This window comes from Nonomuraea sp. NPDC049646 (genome assembly GCF_044465525.1).
In the GTDB taxonomy this organism is placed as follows: domain Bacteria; phylum Actinomycetota; class Actinomycetes; order Streptosporangiales; family Streptosporangiaceae; genus Nonomuraea.
On sequence record NZ_JBITLU010000030.1, the window covers coordinates 18,764 to 36,248 of the forward strand.

Below are 17,485 nucleotides of genomic sequence, written 5' to 3' on the forward strand. Positions count from 1 at the left end.
CCGTACTCGCGTTGGTTGTGGGGATCTCTTACCCGGCGTCCGCCGCGCGGGCCGCCGACGTCCCGACCGTGAAGGCGGAGGCGGCATATGTAGTGGACTCGGACGGAACGATCCACTTCGCGAAGCGGGAGACCCGGCGGGTGCCGGTCGCCAGCCTGGTCAAGGTGATGACGGCCTACGTCGTCCTGCGCGAGGGACGCCTGAACGAGCCGATCACCGTCACCGCCGCCGACACGAAGCACGCCACCAGCAACGGCGCGACCACGGCCGGCCTGCGGAAGGGCGAGCGCCTCACCGCCAGGGACCTGCTGTACGGCCTCATGCTCCCCTCGGGCGCCGACGCCGCCAACGCCCTGGCCAGGAAGTACGGGCCGGGCAAGACCGCGTTCGTGGCCAAGATGAACCGGGCCGCCCGCTCGCTCGGCCTCGGCGACACCCGCTACACCAACCCCGACGGGCTGCCCACGCCGGCCAACGGCGGCTACTCGACCGCCGTGGACCAGGTCAAGCTGGCGCAGCGGGCGATGGCCGACCCGGTCTTCCGCACGGTGGTGGGCAGCAAGGTGTACAAGGTTGCCAAGTCGGGCCTGCACGGGGCGCACACCTGGCGCAACTCCAACAAGCTGCTCGGCCGCTCCCCGGACGTCCTGGGCGTCAAGACCGGATACACGAACGCGGCGCAGTACTGCCTGCTGTTCGCGGGCGACCGCGGCGGCAGGCGCGTGTTCGGCGTCCTGCTCCACGACGGGGACGAGCGCCGCTTCAGCACCGCCGAGCAACTGCTGGACTTCGCGGGCGAGCAGATCGCCGGCGGCTGACCCTCCGGGAGCCGCCCGGCCCGCGGGTCGGCCGCGGATCAGCCGAAGGTGAGCCGGCCCGCCGCCGACAGCGTGCCCAGGCCGCCGGTCGCGCAGGCCAGCAGGCCCATGGCGGGCGTGATCGTGCCGCTGACGCGCTCGCGGGCCAGCGGCCCCGACACGACCGTGCCGGTCAGGAAGCTGTCGGCCGGGCTCTGGGTGGCCATCCGGTCGGCCCGCGTGCGCACCTCCGAGGTGCCGACCGGCCGCCCGTCGAGGCCGAACCAGGTGATGCGGGCGGTGCCGTGGACCTGCCGGGCGCTCGCGCACGAGGCCCGGCCGACGCTCTTCAGCGTGACCCAGCCCGAGCGCAGGTAGGGGGCCGAGCCGTCGCCCGACAGGCAGCCGGTGAGCTGGAGGTTGCCGCGGGCCGACACCGGCTTCGCGGTCAGGCCGATGCGCGGGCTGAAGGTCAGCGGCCGGCCGGCCGGCGAGCTGACGGCACAGGTCAGGGCGCTGCGGTCGGCGGAGGCGCCCCACGGGTGCGCAGCCGCGAACGCGGGCGGGATCGTCCGGACGGGCGAGATCGTGAGCGCGGGCGGGGTGGCCGCGACCGCGGCCGCGATGATCCAGGTCGGCTTCACAGGGCCTCCGTCGGTCGCTCTGGGTGATCGGCGGATCACATCTTGCCGCATCCCGTCGTGATTGAGGCTGCCGATCTCGGGTAACGGCTCGTCGCAACCGACGCCACCCAGGCGGACTTCCGCCGCCGGAAGCCGACCCCACGGTCGATTCACGCAGATAGGGTGGTGAATGTACCCCTCCGCAATAAGGAAGATCATGGCGGAATTCATCGAAGTCCGCACGACGATCGAGGGCCATGAGCAGGCCGCCGCGCTCGCGCACACGATCCTGCTCGCGGGGCTGGCCACCTCGATCGACATCGCGGAAGTCCCGGCCGCGAAGGCCGGGGTCTCCTGGCAGCTCACCCTCGTCACACCACGCGAACAGGCCGCCGAGCTGGCGGCGCACATCGGCGCGAACGGCGGCGCCGGCGCCGTCGAGGCCCAGCCGGTGCTGCACGACATCGACGCCTACCCCGACTGGCTCACCGAGGACACCGACCGCCCCTGACCGGCTACTCCGGCGGCCGCTCCCACTCCCAGCGCGGCACCTCGCGCAGCGGGTGGAGCTGGTCGTCGGTCTCGGCGTGGGAGTTCTGCAACGCAACCTGCGTGCCGAACTCCACGTGCGAGCGGAGCGAGGCCCGGAACGGCTCGTCGCCGGGCAGCCCGGCCGCGTCGGCGGCCTCCATGTACAGCTCGACGAACCGCCGCCGCTGGGCCTCCTCGATGCCCAGCCCGCGGTGCGCCTCGATGAGCAGCGGGAAGCCGCCCATCTCCGCCGAGAACGTGTCGGGGCCGCCGAACGTCTCGACGGTGAAGGCGGTCAGGTTGTCGACGTGGCTCGCCTTGCCCTCGCCGAAGAGCGGCTGGAGCAGCGGGTCGGCCAGCAGGCTGCGGTAGAAGATCTCGATGAAGCGGCGTAAGCCCTCTTCGCCGCCGGCGTGCTCGAACAGGGTCTGCATGATTACAGGGTTACACCCCTGTTCGAAGCGCCACCAGACCCATTCACGCGCCCTCGGACGGTCAGCGCGCGGCCGAGCGCATCAGCCCGTGGCAGGCGATCGCCGCCGCGGCCACCACGTTGAGCGAGTCGACGCCGGCCTCCATCGCGGCCGGGCTCATGGGGATGCACACGGCGTGGTCGGCCTCGTGCAGCCAGTGGGAGGACAGGCCGTCGCCCTCGGCGCCGAGCAGCAGCGCCACCCGTTCGCCCATCGGGACCCGGTCGAGGGGGACCGCGCTCTGGTCGGGGGTCAGCGCCAGGGTCTGGAACCCCGCCGCCCGCAGCTCGCCGAGGCCGGTGTACCAGTCGTCGAGCCGCGCGTACGGGATCGAGAAGACCGCGCCCATGGAGACCTTCACCGCCCGGCGGTAGAGCGGGTCGGCGCAGCGCGGCGAGAGCAGGACGCCGTCCACGCCGAGCGCGGCGGCGCAGCGGAAGATCGCGCCGACGTTGGAGTGGTCGACCAGGTCCTCCAGGACGAGCAGCCGGCGGGCCCCGCCCTTGATCAGGGTCTCGGCCGCGGGCAGCGGCAGGCGTCGCATGGAGGCCAGCGCGCCGCGGTGGATCTGGAAGCCCGCGATGCCGGTCATCAGCTCGTCGCTCACCTCGTAGACGGTGGCGTCGCCGATGACGTCGGACAGCGACTCGTACCAGCGCCGGGTGGTCAGGACCGAGCGGATGGGGTAGCCGGCGGCGATGGCCCGCCTGATCACCTTCTCCCCCTCGGCGAGGAACAGGCCGCGCTCCGCCTCCAGGCTCTTGCGCAGCTCGACGTCCCGCAGCCGGGTGTAGTCGGCGATTCGGGGGTCGTCGGCGTCGAACACGTAGTCAGGCACCTTCCGATACTGCCATGCGCCGCCTGACCTGCCAGACGATCGCGTAGCAGGCCAGGACGGCCGAGAGCCCGACCACGGTGCCCGCGCCCGTCTTGGTGAGCACGCTGCGGAAGCCGAACGCGGGGTTGGGCTCGTCCACCAGCGGCCACAGCAGGGCGCCGGCGACCGTGCCGAGCGCGCAGGCGGCCAGCACGGCCCACCGTACGGCGGGCGCGAGCCGCAGCCGGCCCGGCACGTCGGCAGACTCCGTACGAGACTCGGCGCGGGACAACGCCCGCCAGGCCCACCACACGACCACGGCCAGCCCGACGGCCGACGAGGTGTACTGGAGCACGCTGAAGAGCCTGGTCGTGCCGAAGACGGGGGTGTCCGGCCAGGAGCCCCAGTGGGCGGAGGCGTAGGAGTGGGTGAAGGAGTCCCAGAACAGGTGGGTGGCCGAGCCGATCACGCCGCCGGCCGCCACCGGCAGGATCCTGAGCCGGCCGGGCCGCAGGAGCGCCGCGGCCGGCCCCGCCAGGGACGGCGGCAGCAGCGAGATCAGCGGATCGCGCAGCACGAGATGGAACAGCGGCAGGAGCAGCAGCACCGCGGCCAGATCGAGGGTGAGCACGCCCTGCCAGGAGTGCCAGTCGCCGTAGACCGGCAGGAATGGCAGGAAGATCGGCAGGTCGGGGACCATCGCCCCGAGCGCGAGCGCCCACGGATCGGCGAACCGCCGCGCCCGTCCGGAGGCCATCAAGGGCAGCACGGCGGCGATGTGACTGGGCGTGAACGGCACGATCCCTCCCCCGGACGCGATCACCGCCATTATCCGGTGAATCTTGAACATCCTTTGCCGCACAGGGCTTAAGGTCACTCTGGGTCATGGGTACGTTACGTAACGCTGTCGACGGCCGGATAGCCGGGAGTTCGGGGGTTCATGGTGTCTGACCAGCGGATTCATGAGCATCCGGCCGCGACGGCCGACTGGCTGCGGGCCGCCCGCGCCGCGCGTGCGCTGTCGGTGGCCACGCTCGCCTGGCTGGCGGTGGAGAGCACGCTGGGCCTGGCCGCCGGGCTGTCGGCGCATTCCGTCGCACTGATCGGGTGGGGTCTGTCGGCCTTCGCCGAGGCCGGGGCGAGCCTGATCGTGGTGTGGCGCTTCACCGGCGCGCGCACGCTCTCGCCGCACGCCGAGACCACCGCCAGGCGCGCGGTGGCGGTGAGCTTCTGGCTGCTCGCGCCCTACCTCGTCGTGCACGTCGCGCACGACCTCGACGCCGGCCACCGGGCCACGCCGACCGCGCTCGGCATCGTGGTCACGACGGTCAGCCTGCTCAGCATGCCCGCGCTGGGGCTGGTCAAGCGGCGGCTGGGGGCGCGGCTGGCGTCGGCGGCGACGTCCGGCGAGGGCACCCAGAACCTGATCTGCGCCGCCATGGCGGCCGGCGTGCTGGCCGGTCTGTGGCTGAACACGCTGGGCTGGTGGTGGGTTGATCCGGCCATGGCGGTGGCCCTCGCGGCGGTCGCGGTGCGTGAGGGAGCGCGCGCCTGGCGCGGTCACGCCTGCTGCCATTGACCGCGACTCTCCGTAATAGGTGCACCAAAAGAGTGGTTTTGCCACACAGAGCCCACCGAGTAGTGTTCCCGGAGTATTGCGGAGCAACTCCCGCTAGGGTCTCCGGAAGGTCTCAACACACCTAAGAGGACATCGTGGGGCGACACCGGACAGACGAGCTCGACGGCGGCTACCGAGCCCAGGAACCACCCTCCCGCAGGCGGTCGGTCAGCGGGCGTGGCAGGGTGCTCGTACCGCTGGCCGGGGCCGTCGCGCTGGCTGTGCTCCTCGGTGTCGCGGCGTTCGTGATCTTCAATCGGGAGCACGACTGCTCGGCCGGCAAGCTGCCGCTGCGCGTCGTGGCCACCCCCGACATCCACCCCGCGCTCGGCAAGATCGCCGCCAACTACACCAAAGCCCTGCACTCGATCGACAGCAAGTGCGTCGAGGTCACCGTGACCAGGGAGGCGGCGGCCAAGACCGCGAACGGGCTGGCCGCCGGCAAGTCCGGCGCGGACGTGTGGGTGGCCGACTCCAGCCTGCTGGTGAACAACCTCCGCAACTCCCCCGCGGGCTCGGCGCTGCCGGAGCCGGCCGGCTCGGTCGCCCTGTCGCCCGTCGTGCTGGCCGCGGCCAAGTCCGCCGCGGCGAAGCTGTCCGGCAGCCTGACGCCGAGCTGGGCGGGCATGATCGCGGCGGCCAACGTGGCCAACCCCGACGGCCCCGGCAGGAAGGTCCGGGTGCTGGCGCTCGACCCGCAGAAGAACTCCGCCGGGCTGGCCGCGCTGCTGGCCGCCGCCACCTCGGCCAAGGAGGCCGGGCAGAACAAGGCGCTGGTGGGCGCGCTGAAGGAGATCTCCGGCCAGCTCGCCTCCGACCCGGCGGCGCTGCTGGCCAGCCTGACGGTGAAGTCGGGCAGCAAGGTGCCGGTCGGCGTCGCCTCCGAGCAGGCCGTCTACGCCCACAACGCCAAGAAGCCCGAGGCCCCGGTGGTCGCCCTCTATCCCAAGGAGGGCACGCTCAGCCTCGACTACCCGATCACGATCGTCACCAAGGACCCGGCGGTCCAGAAGGCGGCCGCGGACTTCAGGCAGGACCTCGGCACGGACGCGGCCAAGAAGATCCTGCGCGACGCGGGCTTCCGCAGCCCCGACGGCAAGGCCGGCGACGCGCTGACGAAGGAGAAGGGGTTCGTCCCCGACAAGCCGGAGGCGCTGCCGAGGCCCGACGCCAAGAGCGTGGCCTCGATGGTCCAGACCTGGTCGCGCCTGAACCTCGGCACCCGGCTGCTCACCCTGCTCGACGTCTCCGGCACGATGGCGCTGCCCGTACCCGGCACGAACATGACCCGCATGCAGGCCATCAACAAGATCGCCATGGAGGGCCTGGGGCTGTTCCCGGCCGACTCCGAGCTGGGCCTGTGGACGTTCTCCACCCACATGGACGGACAGGGCAAGGACTGGCAGGAACTCGTCTCCGTCGGCCCGCTGGCCGAGTCCACCAACGGCGTGCTGCGCAAGCAGGCATTGGTCCGGCAGTTCGGGCAGATCCAGGCCAAGGCCACCGGCGACACCGGCCTGAACGACACCATCAAGGCCGCCTACGGCGAGCTGACGAAGACGTACCAGGAAGACAAGATCAACACCCTGCTGATCCTGACGGACGGCGCGGGCAACGACGACCCCGACGGCGGCGTCTCGAACGCCCAGATCCTGCAGTACCTCAAGAAGACCTACAACCCGAAGCGGCCGATCAGCATCCTGCTCATCGCCTTCGGCCCGGAGGCCGAGGCGGGCAGGAAGCAGATGGACACGCTGGCCAAGACGACCGGCGGCGAGGCCTACATCGCCAAGGACGTGCTCCAGGTCCGCGACTTCTTCCTCCAGGGCATGGAACGCCGCCTCTGCGCCCCCGACTGCGACGGCTGAGCCACTCCCGTCACACCGATCACGACGTCATGCCGAATGGGCATGACCGCGGCCGCGCCGGTCAACCTGGCCGTTCGAGGCGGCGTCCTCTCCCGCGTGGGGGCTTGAACGCCCGTTCCACCCGCGGGGAGGGGAATCCGTGCCTGGATGGCCGACGGCCGGCCGCGCCGACGATCAGGAACTGGTCGCCGCTCTGCGGCGCGCCGACACCGACGCTCCCGCCGCCCTGTACGACTCCTACGGCGAACGGCTCTACGACTACGCCCTCTGCCTGATCGGCGACCGGGACTCGGCCGCCGACGCCGTGCACGACGCCCTGGTGACCGCCCAGGGCTGCGTGGACCGGCTCAAGGAGGCCGGCCGCCTGCGCGCCTGGGTGTACGCGCTGACCAGGTTCCAGGTCCGGGCCAGGATGGCGCACCGCGGCACGCCCGCCGGGGGCCTGCCGCAGGCGCATCCGTCCGCCGCGCCGGCCGGGGAGCCCGACTCCGAGCTGGCCGGGCTGGTCCGCGAGACGCTGGGCGAGCTGAGCGGGAACGAGCGCGAGATCGTCCTGCTGTCGCTGCGGCACGGCCTGACGCCGGTGGAGGTGGGCTCGGTGCTGGGGCTGACCTCCCGTCAGGCCGCCGGCCGGCTGGGCCGGGCCCGTGACCAGCTGGAGAACGCGGCCGCGGCGGTCGTCCTGGCGAAGACGGGCCGGGCGCACTGCCCGGACCTGTCGGCGATGGTGGACTCCTGGGAGGGGCCGCTCACGCCGTTGCTGCGGCGGCGGCTGTCGGGGCACATCGCCGGGTGCGAGGTGTGCACCGAGGGCAAGCACCGGCAGGTCGCGGCCTCGCGCCTGCTCGACCTGGTGCCGGTCGAGTTCGCGTCGCTCTCGCTGCGCCGCCGGGTGGTGGACACCTGCGTCGATCCCGGGCGCGACCAGACCAGGACGCTGATCACCGACCGCGGCGACAACTTCGACCGGACCGGCTTCCCGGTGGCCGCCGGGCGGCGCTCGCGCCGCCGCCGTCCGCGCCGTCTCGGGCCGGTGGTGCTGGCCGGGGCGTGCGTGCTGGCCGCGACCGGGGCGGTGGTCGTGATGAACGGCGGCGACGCCGCGCAGACCGCGCTCACCCTGACGCCCACCCCCGCTCTCTCCCCCTCCGCCGACCGCACGCCGGAGCCGGTGCCGGAGGAGGACCACGACGTGACGCCCGAGCCCACGCCGAGCGCCGACCCGCCGGAGACGTCACCGTCCGCCACGCCGACGGTCCGGCGGCCCGCCCGGCGGCCCAGCGGCGGGCCGGCCGCGCCGACGGTGAGCCGCCGCAGGCCCGCGCCGGTCGCCCGGCTCGGCACGACGTGCCCCGCCTCGATCGCGGGCGCCGCCAAGATCGGGCTGCGCGCCCGCAACGCCGCGGTCTCCTGGGTGGCGACCGCCTCACAGGGCCTGGACGTCTTTCCCGCCAGCGGTTTGGTCAAGGCCGGAGGCTCGGTGTCGATCTGGGTGACCGTCGTGGACCCGAGCTCCGGCGGCCGCGGCCGCGTCTCGTTCACCTCGAACGGCGGCGCCGCCAGTTGCTCGCTGGCCTGGAACGCCGACCGCGCCCCGGAGTCCGATCCACCCGCCGATCCGCCCACGCCCACCGCCGAGCCGTCCGAGGCGCCGAGCGAGGGGCAGACCTCGAATGTGGACGCGGCACCACAAGGGTGACGAACAACTCCCCAGCAGAAGCGACATAACGGGATAAACAGGACCCTGGCTCGAACATCATAGGCCACATAGGGCATTCTGGTTAGCTTGGGGAACACGTCCGGAAACCCGGAGTCACCACGTCGTGTGGCGGAAGTCACATGACAAACTTCGCCATGCCGGTGAACCTCAAGGGCTCACCAAGCGTCGGCATTGACGTGCCCGGACCAGGATTGGTCCCATGAAATTCGATCAACCATGTCTTGACCAGAAAGAGCAGGAGAGAAACAGGAGATGCTCAAGCACCGCAGAGCGCTGGCATGGCTGCTGGCGCTCGCCTGCATAGCGGGGGCCGTGGTCGCGCTGTTCGACCTCGACACCCCGCTGCGCCCGTTCTTGATCTCCCTGTTCCTCATGGTGGTGCCGGGGGCGGCGGTGGTGGGACTGTTGCGCGATCGTGACCCCCTTGCCGCACTATCAGTAGGAGCCGCGGCCAGCCTCGTCCTGAACGTGCTCCTCGCCGAAGCCATGCTGCTGTTCAACGCATGGTCGCCCAGAGCCGGCGTGGCGACGGTCGCCGTGCTCGGCGGGTTCATGTACGTGCTTCGCGTGTTGTACCGGGGGAAGAACATGCAGACCGAACAGGGGGCCAGGGCAAGGTGAACATCCAGGTAGTACGCCCGAGAGACCTCGGAGACTCCGAACGCGCCCGATGGCGCGAGCTCCAGAAGGCCGATCCGAGTCTGGACAACCCGTTCCTGTCCGTCGAGTTCGCCGTGGCGATGGACCGCCTGCGTGACTACGTGAGGGTGGCGGTCATCTCCGACGGCAACCGCATCGCCGGGTTCTTCCCGTACGAGCGGCACAGCTTCGGCATCGGCAAGCCGCTCGGCGGCTTCCTCACCACCTGCCACGGCCTGATCGCGGTCCCCGACCTGCAGCTCGACGCCAAGCAGCTGCTGCGCGCCTGCAAGCTCAGCGTGTTCGACTTCGACCACCTGGTCGCCGGCCAGCCGACGTTCGCCCCGTACGAGGCCGACGTGCGCCCGGCCCCCGTGATGGATTTCACCTCCGGCTTCGACTCCTGGCTGGAGCAGGTCAAGGCCAACTCCCCCAAGAACCTCAAGACCGTCCGCTACAAGGAGCGCAAGTTCGGCCGGGAGCAGGGCGGGCTGCGCTTCGAGTGGAACGCCACCGACCCCGAGGTCCTGCGCACGCTCCTGGCCTGGAAGTCCGACCAGTACCGGCGCACCGGCCGGGTCGACCGGTTCGCCCAGCCCTGGATCGTCGAACTCATCGACATGATGCATGCCGAGAAGTCATCGGACTTCTCGGGCATCCTCACCATGCTTTATGCCGGGGACGTGCCCGTCGCCGGGCATTTCGGTCTCCGAACCGCCACGACGCTTGTAGGGTGGTTCCCCGCCTACGACACCGAGTACGCCCGCTACTCGCCCGGCATCGTCCACCATCTGCAGATGGCCGAGGCCGCCGCGAACGACGGGATGCACATGGTCGACATGGGCAAGGGCGGCAAGGAGTACAAAGACTGGCTCAAGAGCGGGGTCCTGTACGTTGCCGAGGGCCGCATCTCCCGTCCGTCCGCGACAGCGGCCGTCCACTGGATGGGCCGAACTCCTTTCAACAAAGCTCGAACAATCGTGTTGGATCGACCGTCTCTCTATAAGGCGGCCGACCGCGTCCTCAAGGGCTTTGGTCGGGTGCGCACCTCGATGCAGCAGCAGCAGGAGTCACCCAATGTAGTCAAGGAACCAACGGGAGCCGGCTGAGCGCTCCCGGCACCACCCCCCGGCACCAGCACACACCCTCACTCCACAGGACCCAACAATGCACCGCTCGTCGGCTCCGCCATTCCCGCAGCACCCGGGGATGACTCCGTGCGGTGAGCAGGGCCGGGTCCCGGAAGGATATCCCTCGCCATGAGTCCCGAGATCACCAAGCACAACGGCAAGGTCCAGAAGTCCCCCTTGCGTTCCATGCCGCCCCCTTCGAGCTTCACGCCGGTCACCCCTCACCTGGCCATTTCCCCTACGGTGAGCGTGGTCGTCCCGGCGATGAACGAGGCCGAGAACCTGCCGCACGTCTTCGCGACGATCCCCCAGTGGGTCGACGAGATCGTGCTCGTCGACGGCAACTCCGTCGACGACACCGTCGAGGTCGCCAAGCGCCTGCGGCCCAACGTGAAGATCGTCACGCAGACCGGCAAGGGCAAGGGCGACGCCCTGTCCGCCGGCTTCGCCGCGTGCACCAGCGACATCATCGTCATGATCGACGCCGACGGCTCGACGGACGGCCGCGAGATCATCTCGTTCGTGGGCGCCCTCGTGACCGGGGCCGACTTCGTCAAGGGCTCGCGCTACGCCGCCGGCGGCGGCAGCGACGACCTGACGCTCAACCGGCGCCTGGGCAACAAGGTCCTCACCGGCATCGTCAACGTGATGTACAAGACCAGCTACACCGACCTGTGCTACGGCTACAACGCGTTCTGGGCGCGTCACCTCGACGTGCTCGACCTCGACTGCGACGGCTTCGAGGTCGAGACCCTGATGAACGTGCGGGCGGCCAAGGCCGGGCTGAAGGTGCACGAGGTGCCGAGCCACGAGCGCAACCGCATTCACGGCGAGAGCAACCTGCGTGCCGTACGAGATGGCTTCCGTGTGCTCAAGACGATCCTGAAGGAGTGGCGCCGCCAGCCCTCCGCCCCTCAGCCTGAGCCCACCGCCACTCCCGCCGCTGACCGAGGCGTCGCGTAAGAGGAACCGTTGTGAACACGTCTGTTGTCATCTGCGTCTACACAGAAGAGCGCTGGGAGGACATCAGGCAGGCAGTCGAGTCGGTCGAGAACCAGAGCCGCCCGGCACACGAGCTGATCCTGGTGGTCGACCACAATCCGGACCTGCACCTGAAGCTCAAGCGCGCCTATCCACAGGCCATCGTGGTGGAGAACACGCACGAGCAGGGGCTGTCCGGCGGCAAGAACACCGGCGTGGCCACGGCCACCGGTGAGATCGTCGCGTTTCTCGACGACGACGCGGTCGCCGACGCGGGGTGGCTGGAGGCTTTGGAGGAGGGCTTCCAGGAATCCGGTGTGGTGGGCGTGGGCGGGCGTACCGACCCCTTGTGGGCGTCGAAGCGCCGGCCCCGCTGGTTCCCGTACGAGTTCGACTGGACGGTCGGGTGCACGTACCGCGGCATGCCCGCGGTGCGCGCCCCGATCCGCAACGTCATGGGCGGCAACGCCGCCTTCCTGCGCGAGGTCGTCGCCGAGGTCGGCGGCTTCCACAGCGGCATCGGCCGCAGCGTGCAGGGCCGCAAGTCGCGCCCGCTGGGCTGCGAGGAGACCGAGTTCTGCATCAGGCTGAGCCAGCGCAAGCCGGGCTCGGTCATGCTGTTCGAGCCCCGCGCGGTCATCGGGCACAAGGTGTCCAGGCAGCGCGAGGGCTTCGCCTACTTCAGGTCCAGGTGCTACGCGGAGGGCCTGTCGAAGGCCCTGGTCACGCGGGAGGTCGGCACCCAGGACGGCCTGGCCAGCGAGCGCGCCCACGCCATGAAGACGCTGCCGCTCGGCGCGCTGCGCGGCCTGGGCGACGCCCTGCGCGGCGATCCGTCCGGGCTCGGCAGGGCCGCCGCGATCGTCGTCGGCCTGGCCTGGACGACCTGGGGTTACGTGGTTGGCACGGCACGGCTGAAGGTGGCACGCTCATGATCCGCATTCCGATCCTGATGTACCACTCGGTCAGCGACAGCCCCAACGACGAGACCCGGCCGCACGCCGTGCGGCCGTCCGACCTGGCCGAGCAGCTCGCCTACCTGTCGGAGAGCGGGTTCACCCCGCTCACGCTGGGCGACCTGGTGGCCGCGCTGAACAAGATCGACGGCCGTACGGTGCCGGCCAAGCCGATCGTCCTGACCTTCGACGACGGCTACGCCGACTTCCACAGCCAGGCGCTGCCCCTGCTCGACCGCTACAACTTCCCGGCCACGGTCTTCCTGACCAGCGGCTGGGTGTCCGACGCCGGCAAGGACGCGGCGGGCCGTCCGCTCGACGACATGCTGTCGTGGGGCCAGGCCCGCGAGGCCGCCCAGAACGGCATCGAGATCGGCGGCCACAGCCACAGCCACCCGCAGCTCGACCAGCTCCGCACCGACGACCTGCGGCAGGAGCTGCGCAGGAACAAGGGCCTGCTGGAGGAGAAGATCGGCGCGCCGGTCGCCACCATGGCCTACCCCTATGGCTACTCCAGCGCCCGGGTCCGCCACGAGGTGCGCAAGGCCGGCTACTTCGCCGCCTGCGCCGTGAGCAACACCATCGCGGCCGACCGCCACGACATGCTCGCCATCCCCCGGCTGACGGTCGGCAAGCCGACGACCATCAGCATGTTCAAGCGCGCCGTCGAAGGCAACGCCGTACCTCTCATCTACCTGCGCGAACGCATCCTCACCAAGGGGTACGCGGTCGTCCGGCGGACGAGGTACGGGCTGCAGCGGGTGCGCGGAAATGTCTAGCCTGCGGGAAAAGCTCCTCCGCGACCTCAGCAATCCGCTCTTCCGCCAGGGTTACGCCCTGATGGCCAACACGGTCGTCACGGGCACCCTCGGCATGGGCTACTGGCTGCTCGCGGCGCACTTCTACACCCCCGAGGAGTTCGGCCGCGGCCAGGCGGTGATCACCGCGATGCGGCTGTTCGCGTCGCTGACCGCGCTCGGCTTCGTGGGCGCGCTGGCCCGCTTCCTGCCGGTGGCCGGGCGGCGCACGCCCGAGCTCATCCTGCGCGGCTACGGCCTGGCCGCCGCCACGGGCGGGGTCGCGGCGCTCGGCTTCCTGCTGACGCTGCCGCTGTGGGGGAAGACGTACTCGGTGCTGGCCGGGTTCGGGCCGGGGCTGTTCTTCCTGGCCTCGGTGCTGGTGTGGGCCGTCTTCACACTCCAGGACGTCGTGCTCACCGGCCTGCGCAAGGCCACCTGGGTGCCGGTCAACAACCTGGTGTTCGGCCTGGTCAAGATGGGCCTGCTGGTCGCGCTGGCCAGTGCGCTGCCCGACGGCGGGATCTTCGTCTCGTGGATGATCCCCACCGCGCTCGCGCTGATCCCGGTCAACTGGCTGATCTTCGGCGTCGTCGTGCCCCGGCACGTCAAGAGCCTCGGCACCGCCCACGAGCCGCCCGGCCTGCGGCAGATCGGCCGCTTCCTGGCCGGCGACTTCCCCGGCACCCTGTCGATCCTGGCGATCGTCTACCTGGTGCCCGTGGTGGTGGCGACCAAGGTGGGCGAGGCCACGTTCGGGCGCTTCTCGATGGCCCACACGCTGGCCAGCATGATCGAGCTGCTGGCCATGAACATGGCGGTGTCGCTGACGGTCGAGGGCTCGTTCGACCGTTCCAAGCTGGCCCTGAACTGCCGGCGGGCGCTGCGGCGCGGCTTCATGATCGTGACTCCCATCATCGCGGTGGCGATCATCGGGGCGCCGCTGATCCTGACCGTCTTCGGCGCCGAGTTCGCCGACGAGGGGTCCACGCTGCTGCGGCTGATGGCGCTGGCCGTGCTGCCGCGGGTGCTGATCGAGGTGTACCTGAGCGCGTTGCGGGCGCAGAGCCACGCGCGCACGCTGGCGCTCGTGCAGATCGGGCTGGCGGTGCTGGTGCTGGTGTCCACGGTGGCCCTCTTCCCGCAGTTCGGAGTGAACGCGGTGGGTTACGGGCTGCTCTTCAGCGAGCTGCTGGTGGCACTTCTGATCTTCGGAAATCTACGCAAAATACTCAATTTTGGTGAAACTGGGCAGCCGACTGTCACTCAGGGGTCGTCCGGGGCCGCATGATGGTCAACGTGAGGCAACGGGACGGCGATGGCATGACTAAGGGGAAGACCGGCTCCTCCGACGTTCGCAAGGACGCCGGGGAGGAGACAGAGACGCCCTTCGATCCGGAGGCCACGGGGGTGATCCCGCGGCTGACGTTCGACGACGGTCAAGAGGGCGCTCCGGCGTCCCCACCGGAGTCGGACGAGGAGGCGTCCGAGGCGTCCGGCTCCCCGGCGGAGGTGAACGCCGAGACGACGACGGCCTTCCGCGTCCCCGGAACCGTGCACATCGGCCACCCTCCCACGACTGACGAGCCTTCTTCCGGGCCTTCCCAGGCGTTCGCGGAGCGTGCAGGCGAGGCCCGGCCCAAGCCGGTGGGGCCCAACGCGTTCACCGCCAGGGCGCCCCACGCCCCGGCGCCGGCGGCCGAGCCGTCCAGCCCTGAGGGTGCGTCCGGGGAGGGCGCGGCTTCGGAGGCGAAGGGGGCGTCCGCCGCCGGGACCATGCCGATGCCCGTGGCGGAGTCTTCGCCGACTCCCGCCTCCGGGGCCGCCAAGGGCGGCTCCTCCACCACTGCCGACAGCGGCGACAGCCCCTCGAAGAGCCCCGCGGCACCCCGGAAAGACGGCCCGAAGGGCTCCGGCCCGGCCGGATCGGGGGCGACGGAGGTTGCTCGCCCCGGGGCCTCCTCCGGAACTCCTGTGACGGAGGCTGCCCGTTCCGGGGCCTCCTCTGGAACGACCGCGACGGAGGCCGCTCGTTCCGGGGGCTCCTCCGGCTCGGGTGGCGCCTCGCCGGACGGGGAGGCGGGCGGCGGGGTGTCCGGTTCTCAGGGCAAGCGGCCCGAAGCGGCCGCCGTCGAGAGTGACGAGGAGAGTGACGGCCGGACCGTCGCCTTCAGGGCGCCTGCCGCCCGGACGGCCGGTCCCGTCGCGGCCTCCGGGGCCGGGGCGCCGGTCGTCGAGCGGGCCCCGGCGGCTCCCGCCGACGGGCAGATCGTGGGCGGCCCGCGGAGCGGCGAAGCCGTGACCGCGGGGCAGAAGGGCCGGGCCGCCGGAGGGCGGGTCGGGGCGCTGATCGCCAGCGCGCCCAAGTGGCTGCCCGTCGTCCTCGTGCTTGAGGGCCTGCTCATGTACATCCTCGCCCTGCGCGTGCCCCCGGGCCCGCTGCGGGGTGTGGACCCGGACAACATCAACGGCCTGGGCCTGATCTCGGCGCTGCCGGCGACGGCGTTCATCGCCATTCTGATCATGATCGTGTCGTTCTTCGTCACGGTCGCCCAGAGCACCGACCGCAAGTTCCTGCTGCTGTTCCAGATCGCCGCCATCACGTTCGCCCTGCACGGCGCGGGCGCCCTGGTGGCCACCGAGCCGCGCTTCCCCACGGCCTACATCCACGCCGGTTTCGTGGAGTTCATCTCCCGGACGGGCGAGACGGCGATCAGCATCGACGCCCGCATGGGCTGGCCGGGTTTCTTCGCGTTGTTCGCGTTCGTCACCAAGGCCGCCGGCATCACCGACATGACGACGATCCTGCAGTGGACGCCGCTCCTGTCGAACCTGCTCTACCTGCTCCCGTTCGTCCTGATCCTGCGCCAGGTGGTGGCGACGACGCGGGCCCGCTGGTTCGCGGCGCTGCTGTTCATCCTCGTGCAGTGGATCGGACAGGACTACTTCTCGCCGCAGGGGTTCACCTTCGCCCTGTATCTGGCGTTCGTGGCGATCCTGTTGCGCTGGTTCGGACGGGTGGAGCCGCGTACCAAGCCGATCCCGCCCAAGGGGCTGCGCAAGCTGCTGGGCAAGCTCGACGCGATGACGCCGGGCGAGATCGTGAACACCGGCACCTACCGGGCCGACAAGCTGCTGATGCTGCTGATGCTACTGGCGTTGTTCTTCGCGTCGGTGGCCTCGCACCAGATCACGCCGTTCATGATGATGGGCGTCGTGACGGCGTTCCTGATCTTCAAGCGGACCTCGCTGACGTGGGCGCTGCCGTTCTTCCTCGGTCTCGTGACGCTGGCGTGGATCAGCTACATGACGGTCGGGTTCTGGGCGGGCCAGATCGACGCGATCTTCGGCGGCCTGGGCAAGATCCTGCAGAACATCGGCAGCGCCACGTCCGACCGCGTCGAGGGCAGCGACCCGGCGCACGCGCTGGTGCTGCAGGCGCGGCTCGGCATCCTCGGGGTCATCCTCTCGCTGGCGGCGGCCGGGCTGTTCCGGCGGCTGCGCCGCGGGGTGTTCGACCGGTCCGCGCTGATCCTGCTGTGCGTCCCGGTGCTGGCGCTGGGGCTGCAGAGCTACGGCGGCGAGATCGGGCTTCGCATCTACATGTTCGCGCTGCCGGGCTCCTGCCTGCTGGCCGCCTACGCGTTCTTCCCGAACCTGCCGGCCGACAGCGCGGACGTGCGCGAGGAGACCGTGCCGCTGCGCAGGCGGAACGTGCGCTTCAACCCCGAGCTGACCAGGAAGATCTCGGTCGTGCTCGCGGCCTGCTTCGCGGTGCTGTTCGCCTTCGCCTTCCTGCTGGCCCGGTACGGCAACGAGAAGTTCGAGCGGGTCACCACCGGCGAGGTCGCCGCCCTGCACTACGTCTACGACCACGACAAGCCGAGCGCCAAGGTGCTCTACCTGGTGCCCAAGGAGGGCCCGGAGGTCACGCCGACCCTGCCGTGGGGCGAGCGGGACGTCGAGCTGGTCAACTTCGGCGTCCAGGCGCTGGTGCACAAGGACCCGACGCAGATCGCCGACGCGGTGGCCAAGCTGAAGGAGCAGCCGCGCAACTCGTACCTGATGGTGAGCCGCGGGCAGGTCAGCTACCTGCAGCTCAACGAGGGCTTCCCGGAGGACTGGGGGCAGCGGTTCCGGGCCGCGCTGGACGCCTCGCCCGACCTGAAGAAGGTCTTCTCCAACGACGACGCCGCGCTCTACACCTGGAAGAAGTTCGTGAAGGGCACGGAGATCCCCGAGCCCAACCCCTACAAGGGACGCGGCGACCCCACCTCGCCGTGGACGCCCGTCGGCATCGGCGCGCTGGTCGTGACGTGGGTGGCGCTGTTCGGCTACGAGGTCATCGGGCTGAACGGGCCGAACCGGGCGCGACGGGCGCGCAGGGGGCTGATGTTCCTGGCCATTCCGGCGTTCTTGATCTCCATAGCAGTGATCGTGGAGAGATTTATCCACATCGCACTAAATAACTGAATTCACAGGAAACGCTAAGGTTTTGCGGGATGATGTAGACCTGATGAGGACACAGGAGACAC

At 70.5% G+C, this 17,485-nt stretch carries 16 protein-coding genes; 12 read left to right on the plus strand and 4 right to left on the minus strand.

Going from position 1 to position 17,485, the window contains the following annotated elements:
- Window positions 1-17 precede the first annotated feature (17 nt).
- A complete protein-coding gene (locus ACIBQ8_RS48625; RefSeq protein ID WP_397172104.1) occupies window positions 18-818 on the plus strand; it encodes a D-alanyl-D-alanine carboxypeptidase family protein in 801 nt (266 codons plus the stop codon).
- Between the two features lie 38 nt (window positions 819-856).
- On the opposite strand, the gene ACIBQ8_RS48630 is transcribed toward ACIBQ8_RS48625, so the two are convergent.
- Window positions 857-1,441: a hypothetical protein gene (locus ACIBQ8_RS48630; RefSeq protein ID WP_397195599.1), complete on the minus strand. Its 585-nt coding sequence runs from the start codon at window positions 1,439-1,441 to the stop codon at window positions 857-859.
- A gap of 196 nt (window positions 1,442-1,637) precedes the next feature.
- Between ACIBQ8_RS48630 and ACIBQ8_RS48635 the strand changes: the two genes are divergently transcribed.
- Entirely contained in the window at window positions 1,638-1,931 is a 294-nt protein-coding gene (locus tag ACIBQ8_RS48635; RefSeq protein WP_397172108.1) for a hypothetical protein, read from the plus strand.
- A 4-nt stretch (window positions 1,932-1,935) separates the two neighbouring features.
- Here ACIBQ8_RS48635 and ACIBQ8_RS48640 read toward each other — a convergent pair whose 3' ends face one another.
- From ACIBQ8_RS48640 to ACIBQ8_RS48650, 3 genes are all read right to left on the minus strand, one after another.
- On the minus strand, window positions 1,936-2,385 hold the full coding sequence (locus tag ACIBQ8_RS48640; RefSeq protein ID WP_397172110.1) for a group II truncated hemoglobin: 450 nt from the start codon (window positions 2,383-2,385) through the stop codon (window positions 1,936-1,938).
- 61 nt (window positions 2,386-2,446) lie between these two features.
- The gene (locus ACIBQ8_RS48645) at window positions 2,447-3,262 is read right to left on the minus strand and encodes a TrmH family RNA methyltransferase (RefSeq protein ID WP_397195600.1); all 816 of its coding nucleotides are present in this window, start codon (window positions 3,260-3,262) and stop codon (window positions 2,447-2,449) included.
- Complete coding sequence (locus ACIBQ8_RS48650) at window positions 3,255-4,040, minus strand: DUF4184 family protein (protein WP_397172113.1); 786 nt, start codon at window positions 4,038-4,040, stop codon at window positions 3,255-3,257. The genes ACIBQ8_RS48645 and ACIBQ8_RS48650 overlap by 8 nt, the downstream gene beginning before the upstream one ends.
- A 141-nt stretch (window positions 4,041-4,181) precedes the next feature.
- On the opposite strand from ACIBQ8_RS48650, the gene ACIBQ8_RS48655 reads away from it, so the two are divergent.
- The 10 genes from ACIBQ8_RS48655 to ACIBQ8_RS48700 all read left to right on the plus strand — a co-directional run bounded on the left by ACIBQ8_RS48655 (window position 4,182) and on the right by ACIBQ8_RS48700 (window position 17,423).
- The gene (locus ACIBQ8_RS48655) at window positions 4,182-4,820 is read left to right on the plus strand and encodes a hypothetical protein (protein ID WP_397172115.1); all 639 of its coding nucleotides are present in this window, start codon (window positions 4,182-4,184) and stop codon (window positions 4,818-4,820) included.
- 134 nt (window positions 4,821-4,954) lie between these two features.
- Window positions 4,955-6,727 carry a substrate-binding domain-containing protein gene (locus ACIBQ8_RS48660; protein ID WP_397195601.1) on the plus strand — a complete coding sequence of 591 codons (1,773 nt, stop codon included), beginning with the start codon at window positions 4,955-4,957 and terminating at the stop codon, window positions 6,725-6,727.
- A gap of 139 nt (window positions 6,728-6,866) precedes the next feature.
- A complete protein-coding gene (locus tag ACIBQ8_RS48665) occupies window positions 6,867-8,426 on the plus strand; it encodes a sigma factor (protein WP_397195602.1) in 1,560 nt (519 codons plus the stop codon).
- A 273-nt stretch (window positions 8,427-8,699) separates the two neighbouring features.
- A complete protein-coding gene (locus ACIBQ8_RS48670) occupies window positions 8,700-9,068 on the plus strand; it encodes a hypothetical protein (protein WP_352327059.1) in 369 nt (122 codons plus the stop codon).
- On the plus strand, window positions 9,065-10,195 hold the full coding sequence (locus ACIBQ8_RS48675; protein WP_397172120.1) for a GNAT family N-acetyltransferase: 1,131 nt from the start codon (window positions 9,065-9,067) through the stop codon (window positions 10,193-10,195). The genes ACIBQ8_RS48670 and ACIBQ8_RS48675 overlap by 4 nt, the downstream gene beginning before the upstream one ends.
- Window positions 10,196-10,345: 150 nt before the next feature.
- On the plus strand, window positions 10,346-11,179 hold the full coding sequence (locus tag ACIBQ8_RS48680) for a glycosyltransferase family 2 protein (protein ID WP_357978338.1): 834 nt from the start codon (window positions 10,346-10,348) through the stop codon (window positions 11,177-11,179).
- Between the two features lie 11 nt (window positions 11,180-11,190).
- Complete coding sequence (locus ACIBQ8_RS48685; protein WP_397172122.1) at window positions 11,191-12,132, plus strand: glycosyltransferase family 2 protein; 942 nt, start codon at window positions 11,191-11,193, stop codon at window positions 12,130-12,132.
- Window positions 12,129-12,932 carry a polysaccharide deacetylase family protein gene (locus ACIBQ8_RS48690; RefSeq protein ID WP_358288009.1) on the plus strand — a complete coding sequence of 268 codons (804 nt, stop codon included), beginning with the start codon at window positions 12,129-12,131 and terminating at the stop codon, window positions 12,930-12,932. The genes ACIBQ8_RS48685 and ACIBQ8_RS48690 overlap by 4 nt, the downstream gene beginning before the upstream one ends.
- Window positions 12,925-14,241, plus strand: coding sequence for a lipopolysaccharide biosynthesis protein (locus tag ACIBQ8_RS48695; RefSeq protein WP_397172124.1), 1,317 nt, complete (start codon window positions 12,925-12,927; stop codon window positions 14,239-14,241). Before ACIBQ8_RS48690 ends, ACIBQ8_RS48695 begins: the two co-directional genes overlap by 8 nt.
- 800 nt (window positions 14,242-15,041) lie before the next feature.
- Window positions 15,042-17,423, plus strand: coding sequence for a hypothetical protein (locus tag ACIBQ8_RS48700; protein ID WP_397195603.1), 2,382 nt, complete (start codon window positions 15,042-15,044; stop codon window positions 17,421-17,423).
- Window positions 17,424-17,485 lie beyond the last annotated feature (62 nt).